We start from the raw sequence: 12,314 nt of genomic DNA on the forward strand, positions 1-12,314 counted from the left end.
GCCGGGTATGGCCGTTCGAAGAACGGTGCCGTTTCCGCTTGGCCATAGCCGTTTGAAGAACGGCGTCGCTTTGCTCGCCGATGGTCCCGGCCATCCATATTTTTCGCTGAAATTCTAAAGACGTGGACGCCCGGCATAAAGCCGGGCATGACGGGTTGCTGATTCCGTATAAAAGAAACATGCTCCAGCCGAGAGCTTCAACGCCTGCCACCATCCTGGGCCGCCATGGCGCTTCGTTCCGCTATCGATCCCACGTCGTCCGATTTTGCGCGCAACGCCGATGCGATGAAGGCTCTCGTCGCAGAGTTGCGTGGCAAGCTCGCGATTGCTGCGGGTGGAGGCGGCGAGGCCGCGCGTGCCCGCCATGCCTCGCGTGGCAAGATGCTGGCCCGCGACCGCGTCGATCTGCTGCTCGATCCCGGCACTGCGTTTCTCGAACTGTCGCCGCTGGCAGCGAATGGCATGTACGGCGGCGATGTGCATTCGGCGAGCATCATCACCGGCGTCGGCCGCGTCTCGGACCGCGAGTGCGTGATCGTCGCCAACGATGCCACCATCAAGGGCGGCACCTATTATCCGATGACCGTGAAGAAGCATCTGCGGGCGCAGGATATCGCGCGGCAGAACAATCTGCCCTGCATCTACATGGTGGATTCTGGCGGCGCCTTCCTGCCGCAGCAGGACGAGATCTTTCCCGACGAGCGCCACTTCGGCCGCATCTTCTACAACCAGGCCAACATGTCGGCGCAGGGCATTGCGCAGATCGCCATCGTGATGGGATCCTGCACCGCGGGCGGAGCCTATGTGCCGGCGATGTCGGACGAGAGCATCATCGTCCGCAATCAGGGCACGATCTTTCTCGGCGGGCCGCCGCTGGTGAAGGCCGCGACCGGCGAGGTCGTCACGTCAGAGGAACTCGGCGGCGCGGACGTGCATTCGCGGCAGTCGGGCGTCACCGATCATTATGCGCAGAACGACGCTCACGCGATCGGGATCGCACGCCGCATCGTCTCGACCTTGAAGCCTCCGCATCGCGCGCCGCTCAACATGCGCGAACCGCGAGAGCCGCTGTTTGCGAGAGAGGAAATTTACGGCGTGGTGCCGGCGGACGGCCGCAAACCGTTCGACGTGCGCGACATCATCGCGCGGATCGTCGACGGATCTGAATTCGACGAGTTCAAGAAACTCTATGGCCAGACACTGGTGTGCGGCTTCGCTCACATCTGGGGTTATCCGGTCGGCATCGTCGCCAACAACGGCATTCTGTTCAGCGAAAGCTCGCTGAAAGGTACGCATTTCATCGAATTGTGCTGCCAGCGCGACATTCCGCTGGTGTTCCTGCAGAACATCACCGGCTTCATGGTCGGCAAAAAATACGAAGCCGGCGGCATCGCGCGCGACGGCGCCAAACTTGTCACGGCGGTTGCGACCGCCGCCGTGCCGAAATTCACCGTGGTGATCGGCGGCTCTTACGGCGCGGGCAATTACGGCATGTGCGGCCGTGCATTCTCGCCGCGATTTCTGTGGATGTGGCCGAACGCGCGGATTTCCGTGATGGGAGGCGAGCAGGCTTCGATCGTTCTCAGCACGCTGCGGCGGGAGAACATCGAAGCGAGGGGCGGCACCTGGTCGGACGAAGAGGAGCGCGAATTCCAGGCGCCGATCCGCGCGCAATACGAAAACCAGGGCAACCCCTATTACGCCACCGCGCGGCTGTGGGACGACGGCGTGATCGACCCGGTGGATACGCGTTTGGTGCTGGCGCTCGGATTGTCGGCGGCTGCGAACGCAACCGTTGAGCCGACGACGTTCGGCCTGTTCAGGATGTGACGATGGCGCGTAGCCCAAGCTATCGCCGCTTCAACACGCTCCTGATCGCCAATCGCGGCGAGATCGCCTGCCGCGTCATCCGTTCCGCCCGCGCCATGGGGCTGCGCACGGTCGCCGTTTATTCCGAGGCCGACCGCGAGGCGCTGCATGTCGCCATGGCCGACGAGGCTGTGCTGCTTGGACCTGCGCCTGCCCGCGACAGCTATCTCGATATCGGCAAGGTGATCGCCGCTGCCCGCCGGACCGGCGCGGAAGGCATCCATCCCGGCTATGGATTCTTGTCGGAAAATGCTGCCTTCGCGCAAGCCTGTGCCGATGCGGATATCGTATTCGTCGGCCCGACCGCCGCGATGATGACGGCGATGGGCTCGAAGTCGCCCGCCAAGGCGTTGATGGAGAAGGCGGGGGTGCCGCTGGTGCCCGGCTATCACGGCGAGGCGCAGGACGACGCGACGCTGCAAGGCGCGGCAGACCGCATCGGCTATCCACTGCTGGTGAAGGCATCCGCGGGCGGCGGCGGCCGCGGCATGCGGATCGTACGATCGGCGACGGAATTCGTGCCGGCGATCGTCAGCGCGCGGCGCGAGGCGAAAGCGGCGTTCGGCGACGAGCGGATGCTGATCGAGAAGTACGTCGAGAACCCGCGCCACATCGAGGTGCAGGTGATCGGGGATACGCACGGCAATCTGCTGTCGCTGTTCGAGCGCGAATGCACCTTGCAGCGACGGCACCAGAAGGTGATCGAGGAAGCGCCTTCGCCAACCCTGAACGCGGCGCAGCGCGAGACAATATGTGAAGCGGCGCGCAAGGCGGCCGGCGCGGTGAACTATGTCGGCGCCGGCACGGTCGAGTTCGTGTCCGATGGCAAGGAGGTGTTTTTCATCGAGATGAACACGCGCTTGCAGGTCGAGCATCCCGTGACCGAATTCATCACCGGCATCGATCTGGTCGAATGGCAGTTCCGCGTTGCCTTTGGCGAAAAGCTGCCGCTGACGCAGGACCAGATCGTCATGAAGGGCCATGCCGTCGAGGCGCGCGTCTACGCCGAGAACCCGAACAGGAACTTCATGCCATCGGTCGGCCGCATCACCGCCTGGCAGACGCCGCCGGAGATCGACGGCTTGCGTATCGATTCCGGCTACCGCAAAGGCGATACGGTGTCGCCGCACTACGACGCCATGCTCGCCAAGGTGATCGCCTGGGCGGAAACCCGCGATGCTGCGATCGGCCGGCTCGCACGCGCTCTGGACGGGATCGACGTCCGCGGCGTCGTCACCAACATTCCGTTCCTGTCCACGCTGGTGACGCATGTCGACGTGTGCGCCAATGCTATCGACACTGGTTTCATCGAACGGCATCTGACAGACCTAACCGGAATGGCGGCGGTGCCAGGCGAAACCGAACTTGCCGCCGCGGTTGCTGGCATCATGCAGGCGGAAAGCGAAGCCGCTCGACCGGATGCGGCCTCACCGTGGCGAACCGCGGGCTGGATGCCGGTCGGTCGCCGTCAGCGCAAATTTGTATTTCGTCACGGGCAGAGTGAACGCGAGGTCACGCTGGTCTACGGCAACGGGCCGGCGCAATTACGCGTCGGAGACACGAACCTTGCGTTCGGGTTTGAGCCGGATGAGGTGGGAAGTCTGACACTCTCGCTTGATGGAATGCGCAGCCGCATCGTCTCCGTCGCCGAGGGCCGCGAGGTGTATGTGCGGACGCGCAATGGCCGGTTCACGTTGCACTGGGTCGATCCCTTCGGCGGTGACGACGAGGAACTGGCCAATGAGGACCGCATCATTGCGCCGCTGCCCGGCATCGTGGTCGCGCTGCTCGCGGAGGAGGGTGCGGTTCTGAAGAGGGGTGCACCCATTCTCACGCTCGAAGTGATGAAGATGGAGCAGACGCTGCGCGCGCCCTTTGCGGGGACACTGAAAACGATCAGGTGCAAGGTCGGCGATATTGTTCAGGCGGGCGTCGAACTCGCCGAGATGGAGCCCGCCGTTTGATATATTTCTCTGACCGGATTTCCGTCTTGGCGACTTTTGGTAAGCCCTGTTCGCGACGAGACGCCGCATCCGGCCGGGCCGTCTGCGGCGCTTCTCCGCATCTCTATCCGCCGACCGAATGGCGCGAACATCCGACGTCTCGCCGGCTACTTCTTTCGCTCTTTTCTGGCGGCATAGCGGGCATCGCGCGCCGCCTTGCGCTCGGCCTCGAGCGCAGTCTGTGCGGCCGCGGCTTCTTCCTTCTCCAGGGCGACCTGTGCGGCTGCTGCTGCTGCAGCCTCCGCCTCGCGGACTTTTCGCGCCGCCTTCTCGGTCTCGCGGGCCTGCCGCGTCTTTTCGCGGGCAGCCGCATGGGCTTGGCGTTCAGCCTGCCTTTGCTTTACGGCGGGATCGTCGGGACCGGGCTTGGCGCGAAACTTGTCGAGAATATTTTTCCGGGCGTCAAGCGCCGCCTTTTGGCGGTCAGCGAAGCCGGGTTCCTTGAATCCACTCATCTATCGAGGCCTGTTCGTTCGTCGTAATAGCAAGTCGAGGGCTTATAGCAGCTTCGCCATCGCATGCGCTGAGAAAAACGCGTTGCCCGCCGAAATCACCGGATTCAATGGAGTGCGATCCCGTGCGCAGGTTTTTCTCTGCATTGCCGGCTTGGCGTTGGCGTGCCGAGCGCGCTTGCCGTCAATGATGCGCGCCGATATAAGCGCCGCAATTCCCACGGCCGCTCAATCAAGGATATCGACATGGCGACTGAACGCACCTTTTCCATTATCAAACCGGACGCAACCGCGCGAAACCTGACCGGTGCGATCAACGCCCTGATCGAAAAGGCAGGCCTGCGGATCGTGGCCCAGAAGCGCATCCGCATGACCCGCGAGCAGGCCGAAGCGTTCTATGCCGTGCACAAGGCGCGCCCCTTTTTCGGAGAGTTGGTCGATTTCATGATTTCCGCTCCCGTCGTGGTGCAGGTGCTGGAAGGGGACAACGCCGTCCTCAAGTATCGCGAGATCATGGGCGCAACCGATCCGTCCAAGGCAGCCGACGGCACGATCCGCAAGCTCCATGCGAAGTCGGTGGGCGAAAATTCCGTTCACGGATCGGACGCGCCCGAGACCGCTGCGGTCGAAATCGCCCAGTTTTTCTCAAACGACGAGATCGTCGGCTAGCGTAGTGGTTCAGAAGTTCGTTTCATTTTCTCTGCGAGGGCTTCAAGCGAACGTCCGAACCTGAACCACACAATTTTCTACCCTCTCGCATCTGAAGTCCGTTCCGGAAGGCGCTGTACAATGAGGCGACCTTCAGATTCAGGGCACTGGACGATGAGGTAAAGGACGCCATTGGATTCGCTGTTGCACATCTTCGATCTGGCGACGATCACATCGGTCTTCGCCGAATTTCGAAGCGAGTCGCATCATTCGGCGTTCTGGCTTGCCGTCGGCAAGATCATCTGGATCAACGTGCTGTTGTCCGGCGACAACGCGCTGGTCATTGCGCTTGCCTGTCGCGGGCTGGCGCCGCCACAGCGGCTTTGGGGCATGGTCCTCGGAGCCGCCGCCGCGGTCGTTCTCCGCATTGTCTTTACGGGGATTGTCGCAACCCTGATGGAGTTGCCCTACCTCAAGCTGGCGGGGGGCATCGCGCTGCTCGTGATTGCCGCCAAATTGCTGGTGCCGGAGAAGGAGGACGAGGAGGGGGTTGCGGCGGCCCGGCATCTGTGGGCCGCCGTCCAGGTGGTGGTCGTCGCGGACATCGTGATGAGTCTCGACAATGTGATCGCGGTTGCCGCGGCCGCGAATGGCAGTTTGCCGCTGTTGATCATTGGATTGGCCGTCAGCGTGCCGCTGATCGTGGCCGGCGCCGCGCTGATCATGCTGCTGCTCAATCGCCTGCCTTTTCTGGTGTGGGCCGGAGCGGCGCTGCTGGGTTGGATCGCAGGGGAAGTCATCGCGACCGATCCGGCGGTCGCGCCGCGATTGCACACGCTGTTCGACGCTGGCGCGGGCGCCTTTCTGGATAAAATGCTGGCGCGGTTCGGCCTTGCGCCGCAATTTGCCGTTGATGGCGGGACCGGAGGGGAAATTCTTTGTGCCGTTTTGGGAGCGATCATCGTGCTGATCGCCGGTTCGCTCTGGCGCAGGCGGATGCAGGTCTCCGCCGAGCGCTTGTAGAACGAGATTTGTCCGTCGCGCCGCGCATTTCACCCACCGGTCAAACATGTGGATAGCCGGGATATCGCCGGCAAAGCGAGGTCGGTGCCGCCGCCGCGTCGTTCCGCAATGATCCGTTGAAACGCGCATCCTTAGATGCATGATCTCGAGAAGTGGAAACCGGTTTTCGGAAAAGATCATGCTCAAACAAAAAGATAAGCGACGAGGTCTGATTCAACGCAGTTGAATCCGGCTCTAGCCGGATGCGGTCTCCCGCCAACGTTTCGAAACCGATGCCTCGGTCAGTTTCACGATCATCGGTCGTGGCTTGCTAAGAGGTAATTTTCGTGTTGCAATCTGTGCACAATCGGATCTTGGTCCGTTCGTCTGTGCGTTTCGCGAATTCGAAGGTTCAGCAGAGATCAGGAGGGGTCGTTTGTAACGTGGTGGCGCGATGCGCGGCCGCGTCTTTTTTATACCCAGACAGGGAGACAGACGATGCAGAAGGGCACCGTCAAATGGTTCAATCCGACCAAGGGGTACGGGTTCATCAAGCCGACGACCGGCGACAAGGACGTCTTCGTTCACATCTCAGCCGTAGAGCGGGCTGGCCTCAGCACCCTCAATGAGGATCAGGTGATCGAATTCGATCTGGTCGAAAATCGCGGCAAGACCTCGGCTGAAAATCTGAAGGTCTCATAACTCCATTACGTTTCGGGTGGTTGGCACAAGCCGCTGCGGCGTGCCTCCAATTCGCGACCGGGGGGCTTGTCCTTTTCCGGGCCGAGCCCGGTCAGATCACCGACGGCGAGATCAGGGTGTCGTCCGGACTGGCGTTGGCCGACGTCTTGCAGATGTCGCCCTCCAGTCGCGTGCCGCCGCTCGCGACGAGCCGCAGCGCATCCGGGTAGATGCGGTGCTCGATCTCCAGCACGCGTGCGGCTAGCGTCTCCGCCGTGTCATCGTCGCGTATCGCGACCGCGCCCTGGATGATAATGGGGCCGGCATCGGTCTCCGGAATGACGAAGTGGACAGTCGCGCCGGAAATCTTCACGCCGGCCCGCAACGCCTGGCCGTGAGGATCGAGGCCACGAAACGACGGAAGCAGCGACGGATGGATGTTGAGCATTCGTCCCTGCCAGCGCTGGACGAAATCGGCGGTGAACAGCCGCATGAAACCGCCGAGACAGATGAGATCGATGCGGTTGTCGTCCAGCGCCGATTGCAGTTTGGCTTCAAATGCCGCGCGGTCCTGGCCGAATGGTTTGCTCTCGATGACGAGCGTTGGAATGCCGGCCGCCTTGGCTCTGGCGATGCCCTCCGCCGCAGCCTTGTTGGAAATAACGAGGGCAATTTCAGCCGGGAAATCTTCGGCCTTCGCGGCTTCCACCAGCGCGGTCATGTTCGACCCGCGCCCGGAAATCAGGATTGCGACACGGCGTTTCATGCTTTTCATCCTGCCGGATCGTCTCAGATCACGAGATCGAGGTGGTTGTCGTAAGCGACGCGGCTGTCGTCGCCGGCAACGATTACCTCACCGAGCAGCGCAACGCGTTCGCCGGCCTGCGTCAGCACGTCCGCGACCTCGTCGACCGCCTCGCGCCGCACGATCGCGATCATTCCGACGCCGCAGTTGAAGGTTCGCAGCAGCTCAAGCTCGGCGATGCCGCCCTGCTGCGCCAGCCATTTGAATACCGGCAGCACCGTCATCTGAGCGAGGTCGATGCGCACACCGAGATGCTTGGGCAGCACGCGGGGGATGTTGTCGGTAAAGCCGCCGCCGGTGATGTGGGCAAGCCCCTTTACCGCGCCGGTTTCGCGGATCGCCCGTAGGCAGGATTTGACGTAGAGACGGGTAGGCGTAAGCAAGGCAGCGCCGAGCGTCGTGACCGGCGCAAACGGCGCGGGAGCCGCGAGACCGAGGCCCGAAATCTCCAGAATTTTCCGGACCAGTGAATATCCGTTGGAATGCAGCCCGGACGACGCGAGCCCGATCACGGCGTCGCCGGCGGCGATGTCTCGGCCCGGCAGCAGGGTGCCGCGTTCGGCCGCACCGACCGCGAAACCCGCCAGATCGTAGTCTCCTTCGTTGTAGAGGCCCGGCATTTCGGCCGTTTCGCCGCCGATCAAAGCGCAACCGGCTTCCCGGCAACCTTCCGCGATACCGGCCACGACCGCCGCCGCAGCTTCGGGATCGAGTTTGCCGCAGGCAAAATAGTCGAGGAAGAACAGCGGCTCCGCGCCCTGCACGACGAGATCGTTGACGGACATGGCGACGAGGTCGATCCCGATGGTGTCGTGTATCCCGGTTTCGATCGCGACCTTGACCTTCGTCCCCACGCCGTCATTGGCGGCGACCAGAACCGGGTCCGTAAATCCGGCCGCCTTGAGGTCGAACAGTCCGCCGAAGCCGCCGATTTCGGCATCGGCGCCTGCACGGGCGGTGGCGCGCACCATCGGTTTGATGAGGTCGACCAGCCGGTTGCCGGCGTCGATGTCGACGCCCGCCTCGGCATAGGTCAGGCCGTTCTTGCGGTCGGTCATGCAATTGTATCCAGAATTTCCCGGCTGGTTACGTGGGATTGCGGACCCGCGCAATGGCTCGCAAAGTCTTCCCAGAATATACTATGTAAACAAGAGGCAGTTCCGGGCCGCGGAAACCTCAAACCCCGCGCCAGTTTGCGCGGAAACGGGCCGGAGGGCGGGAAGCGTCGCGTGAGTATTCCGAATATTATTACACTCGGTCGCATTCTGCTGGTGCCGATCATTATCTGGGCTATCGCCTCCAATCAGATGGAAATCGCTTTCGCGATCTTTGTGGTCGCCGGTGTCAGCGATGCGGTGGACGGGTTTCTCGCCAAGCGTTTCAACATGGCGAGCGAACTGGGTGCGCTCCTGGATCCCCTGGCCGACAAGGCGCTGCTGGTCTCGATCTTCGTGACACTGGGCATCCTGGGCGCCGTTCCCCGCTGGCTCGTGATCCTCGTCGTTTCGCGCGATATCATGATTGTCGGGGCCGTGATCGTGTCGTGGCTGTTCAACAAGCCGATACCCATGAAGCCGCTGATGGTCTCGAAGCTCAACACGGGAGTACAGGTTGCGTTCGCCGCGCTGGTGTTGGCCGCGCTGGGTTTCGGGTTCGATTCCTCGCCCTACGAGGGCGTTCTGATGGCCGCCATCGCGATCTTGACCCTGGTTTCGGTCTCCCTCTATCTCGTGGAGTGGGGACGCCACATGAGCACCATCGAGCAGAAATGAGGATCGCTCAATGGTGCGTTGGATTTGGCATGGAGGAGATGCGTGGCAGGCCGCCCCGGACCCCGTCAGCTCGCATTCGCGCTACCGCATGCGGAAAGCCTTTCGCGGGACGATTTTCTTGAAGGATCAGCGAACGCGGCGGCACTGTCGCTGATCGAGAGCTGGCCGGAATGGCCGAACCGGATCATGCTGCTTGCCGGCCCCGAAGGCTGCGGCAAGAGCCATCTTGCCGCGATCTGGGCGGAGCAGGCGGGCGCACGCTCGATGTCCGCGCATGGCCTGACCGCTGCGGCGGTGCCGGGGGCGCTGGCGACGGGTGCGCTCGTGGTCGAGGATATCAACCCGCCTGCCTTCGACGAGCCGGCCCTGTTTCACTTGATGAATCTTGCCCGCGAGGACGGCGCCTTCGTCCTGCTGACGGCGCGGGAGCCTCCCGCCTCGCTCGACATCGGATTGCGGGACCTGCGGTCTCGGCTGCGCGCCGTGCCTGTGGTTACGCTGCAGCCGCCCGACGATCACTTGCTTCGGGCGCTGATCGTCAAGTTCTGTGCGGACCGCCAGATGAATATCGACGAGACCGTCGTCAACTTCATCGCCACGCGGACCGAGCGGTCGTTCGCCGCGGTCCGCCACGCTGTCGACCAGCTCGATGCGGAATCCTTGCGACTCGGCCGGCCGGTGACGCGCGCGCTCGCCGCCGAATTGCTGCGCGATCGAAACTGAAAACCGGATCCTCGGTCATGTGGTCCCGGTTGGACGATCTTGACGCGCCAGCGTTCCGGAACGTCAATGTCATTGAAACGTCATTGAGCTGGCCCATGGTTCGGCGCTGTTTGCGCGGCCTGCGGCCCGACTCGATGCGATATGGACCAATACCTCCATGGATTCCGTTCAAGCTATTGTAGTTGAAGGTAAAAAAGCAGAACCGGAGCAGGGCTCCGCGATCCGGACCAGCCCGGAGCGGTTCATTAATCGGGAGCTGTCCTGGCTGCATTTCAATCGCCGGGTGCTCGAGGAGTCGGTCAATCCGGGCCATCCCGCGCTCGAGCGCGTCCGCTTCCTGTCGATTTCCGCCAATAACCTTGACGAGTTCTTTATGGTCCGGGTCGCCGGCATCAAGGCGCAGGTGCGGGAAGGAATCACGGAGCGCAGTCCGGACGGGTTGACCCCGTCGGAACAACTCGCGCTCATCAACGAGACCGTCTCCAACCTCGCAAACGACCAGCAGGCGATCTGGCGGGATCTGCGCAACGTGCTGACCGAAGTTGGCATTGTCCTGATCGACGGCAAGGACGTGACCAAGGCCGAGCGGTCATGGATCGCAGATCACTTTCTCCACAATATCTTCCCCTTGCTGACGCCGCTCGCCATCGATCCGGCGCACCCGTTTCCGTTCATTCCGAGCCTCGGCTTCACCATCGCGCTACAACTCGCGCGCTCCTCCGACGGCAAGCCGATGAATGCGCTGATCCGCATGCCCGGCAAGATCGACAGATTTTTGCGGCTGCCGCCGGCAGCCAAGGACGACCCCGTCAGGCTGATCACGCTTGAAGGCGCCACCAGCCTGTTCATCAACCGGCTGTTCCCGGGCTACACGGTCAAGGGGCAGGGGGCGTTCCGCATCATCCGGGACTCCGAACTGGAAATCGAGGAAGAAGCGGAAGATCTGGTTCGCCTGTTCGAGACCGCATTGAAGCGCCGCCGCCGCGGCTCGGTCATCCGGCTTGAGATCGAAGCCGCGATGCCGGCCGAGCTGCGCGCATTCGTGCAGCGGGCGCTATCGGCCACCGACGACGAAGTGTTGCTGGTGGACGGCGTCCTGGCCATGAACGAGCTGTCGCAACTGACGCGGCTCGACCGGCCCGATCTCGAATTCGTGCCCTACGTCCCGCGCCACCCGGAACGCGTGCGCGATCACGGTGGCGACGTGTTCGCCGCGATCCGGCAGAAGGATCTGATCGTTCATCATCCTTATGAATCGTTCGACGTTGTCGTGCAGTTCTTGCAGCAGGCCGCGCGCGATCCTGATGTCGTCGCGATCAAGCAGACGCTCTATCGCACCTCAAACAACTCGCCGATTGTACGGGCCTTGGCGGAGGCGGCGGAGGCGGGCAAGTCGGTTACGGCGCTCGTCGAACTCAAGGCGCGGTTCGATGAAGAAGCCAACATCCGCTGGGCGCGCGATCTGGAACGCGCCGGTGTGCAGGTGGTTTACGGTTTCATCGAACTGAAGACGCATGCCAAGTTGTCGATGGTGGTGCGTCGGGAGGGCGGAGGTCTCACGACCTACGTTCACACCGGGACTGGCAATTATCACCCGGTGACGGCGCGCATCTATACTGATTTGTCGTACTTCACGTCGGATCCGGCCATCGGCCGCGATGCCGCCCGCGTCTTCAATTACATCACAGGCTACGCCGAGCCGAGCGACATCGAGAAGATGGCGGTGTCGCCGCTGACCTTGCGCAACCGCATTCTCGATCACATTCGTGGAGAGACCGCTTTCGCCCGCCAAGGCAAGCCGGCTGCGATCTGGATGAAGATGAATGCGCTGGTCGACCCCGATATCATCGATGCGCTGTATGAAGCATCGCAAGCCGGCGTTTCTGTGGAGCTGATCGTACGCGGCATTTGCTGCTTGCGGCCCGGAGTTCCCGGATTGTCGGAGAACATTCGTGTTAAGTCCGTGATCGGGCGGTTTCTGGAACACGGCCGGATTTACTGTTTCGGCATGGGGCACAACATGCCGGGTCCGAAAGCGGCTGTGTATATCTCGTCCGCCGACATGATGCCGCGCAACCTCGACCGGCGCGTCGAGATTTTGTGTCCGCTGCAGAATGCGACCGTGCATCAGCAGGTTCTCGAGCAGATCATGGTTGCGAACCTGAAGGATACCGAACAGAGCTGGCGGTTGTTGCCGGATGGGTCGTCAACGCGTATGAAGGCCGCGAAGGGTGAAGAGCCTTTCAACCTGCACAACTATTTCATGACCAATCCGAGTCTGTCCGGCCGTGGAAAGTCGCTCAAGGAATCTTCGCCGCGCCGCCTTACGCGTCGCGCAGAGCGGCAGCCTCCTCCGTAG

The 12,314-nt window shown here is 62.4% G+C and carries 11 protein-coding genes; 8 read left to right on the top strand and 3 right to left on the bottom strand.

The annotated features are described in order from the left end of the window. The first annotated feature begins 225 nt into the window (after positions 1 to 225). Together ACS3WB_RS04655 and ACS3WB_RS04660 are read left to right on the top strand one after the other, a co-directional pair. Entirely contained in the window at positions 226 to 1,830 is a 1,605-nt protein-coding gene (locus tag ACS3WB_RS04655) for a carboxyl transferase domain-containing protein (RefSeq protein WP_438274407.1), read from the top strand. Positions 1,831 to 1,832: 2 nt separating this feature from the next. Then, positions 1,833 to 3,833, top strand: coding sequence for an acetyl/propionyl/methylcrotonyl-CoA carboxylase subunit alpha (locus tag ACS3WB_RS04660; protein WP_438274408.1), 2,001 nt, complete (start codon positions 1,833 to 1,835; stop codon positions 3,831 to 3,833). 146 nt (positions 3,834 to 3,979) lie between these two features. Here ACS3WB_RS04660 and ACS3WB_RS04665 read toward each other — a convergent pair whose 3' ends face one another. Then, positions 3,980 to 4,327, bottom strand: coding sequence for a DUF6481 family protein (locus tag ACS3WB_RS04665; RefSeq protein WP_438274409.1), 348 nt, complete (start codon positions 4,325 to 4,327; stop codon positions 3,980 to 3,982). A 243-nt stretch (positions 4,328 to 4,570) separates the two neighbouring features. On the opposite strand from ACS3WB_RS04665, the gene ndk reads away from it, so the two are divergent. The 3 genes from ndk (at position 4,571) to ACS3WB_RS04680 (ending at position 6,676) form a co-directional block, all read left to right on the top strand. Next, entirely contained in the window at positions 4,571 to 4,993 is a 423-nt protein-coding gene (ndk, locus tag ACS3WB_RS04670) for a nucleoside-diphosphate kinase (RefSeq protein WP_438274410.1), read from the top strand. 171 nt (positions 4,994 to 5,164) lie between these two features. Further along, a complete protein-coding gene (locus ACS3WB_RS04675) occupies positions 5,165 to 5,995 on the top strand; it encodes a TerC family protein (protein WP_438274411.1) in 831 nt (276 codons plus the stop codon). A gap of 477 nt (positions 5,996 to 6,472) precedes the next feature. Then, positions 6,473 to 6,676: a cold-shock protein gene (locus ACS3WB_RS04680; protein WP_412772927.1), complete on the top strand. Its 204-nt coding sequence runs from the start codon at positions 6,473 to 6,475 to the stop codon at positions 6,674 to 6,676. 91 nt (positions 6,677 to 6,767) lie between these two features. Here ACS3WB_RS04680 and purN read toward each other — a convergent pair whose 3' ends face one another. Then, a complete protein-coding gene (gene purN, locus ACS3WB_RS04685; protein ID WP_438274412.1) occupies positions 6,768 to 7,421 on the bottom strand; it encodes a phosphoribosylglycinamide formyltransferase in 654 nt (217 codons plus the stop codon). 23 nt (positions 7,422 to 7,444) lie between these two features. Next, on the bottom strand, positions 7,445 to 8,518 hold the full coding sequence (purM, locus tag ACS3WB_RS04690; RefSeq protein ID WP_438274413.1) for a phosphoribosylformylglycinamidine cyclo-ligase: 1,074 nt from the start codon (positions 8,516 to 8,518) through the stop codon (positions 7,445 to 7,447). A gap of 171 nt (positions 8,519 to 8,689) precedes the next feature. Between purM and ACS3WB_RS04695 the strand changes: the two genes are divergently transcribed. The 3 genes from ACS3WB_RS04695 (at position 8,690) to ACS3WB_RS04705 (ending at position 12,314) form a co-directional block, all read left to right on the top strand. Continuing rightward, positions 8,690 to 9,232 (top strand): CDP-alcohol phosphatidyltransferase family protein, encoded by a 543-nt coding sequence (locus tag ACS3WB_RS04695; RefSeq protein ID WP_438274414.1) that lies wholly within the window; start codon positions 8,690 to 8,692, stop codon positions 9,230 to 9,232. A 42-nt stretch (positions 9,233 to 9,274) separates the two neighbouring features. Continuing rightward, entirely contained in the window at positions 9,275 to 9,955 is a 681-nt protein-coding gene (locus tag ACS3WB_RS04700) for an HdaA/DnaA family protein (protein ID WP_438274415.1), read from the top strand. Between the two features lie 157 nt (positions 9,956 to 10,112). Then, positions 10,113 to 12,314 (top strand): RNA degradosome polyphosphate kinase, encoded by a 2,202-nt coding sequence (locus tag ACS3WB_RS04705; RefSeq protein WP_438274416.1) that lies wholly within the window; start codon positions 10,113 to 10,115, stop codon positions 12,312 to 12,314.

It is taken from the genome of Nitrobacter sp. (assembly GCF_051535215.1).
Taxonomy (GTDB): domain Bacteria; phylum Pseudomonadota; class Alphaproteobacteria; order Rhizobiales; family Xanthobacteraceae; genus Nitrobacter.

Bases quoted from the DNA above. Each gene is read 5' to 3' on its own strand.
- ACS3WB_RS04680 (WP_412772927.1), top strand. From the start codon at position 6,473: ATGCAGAAGGGCACCGTCAAATGGTTCAATCCGACCAAGGGGTACGGG.
- ACS3WB_RS04660 (WP_438274408.1), top strand. From the start codon at position 1,833: ATGGCGCGTAGCCCAAGCTATCGCCGCTTCAACACGCTCCTGATCGCC.
- purM (WP_438274413.1), bottom strand. From the start codon at position 8,518: ATGACCGACCGCAAGAACGGCCTGACCTATGCCGAGGCGGGCGTCGAC.
- ndk (WP_438274410.1), top strand. From the start codon at position 4,571: ATGGCGACTGAACGCACCTTTTCCATTATCAAACCGGACGCAACCGCG.
- ACS3WB_RS04705 (WP_438274416.1), top strand. From the start codon at position 10,113: ATGGATTCCGTTCAAGCTATTGTAGTTGAAGGTAAAAAAGCAGAACCG.
- ACS3WB_RS04665 (WP_438274409.1), bottom strand. From the start codon at position 4,327: ATGAGTGGATTCAAGGAACCCGGCTTCGCTGACCGCCAAAAGGCGGCG.
- ACS3WB_RS04655 (WP_438274407.1), top strand. From the start codon at position 226: ATGGCGCTTCGTTCCGCTATCGATCCCACGTCGTCCGATTTTGCGCGC.
- purN (WP_438274412.1), bottom strand. From the start codon at position 7,421: ATGAAACGCCGTGTCGCAATCCTGATTTCCGGGCGCGGGTCGAACATG.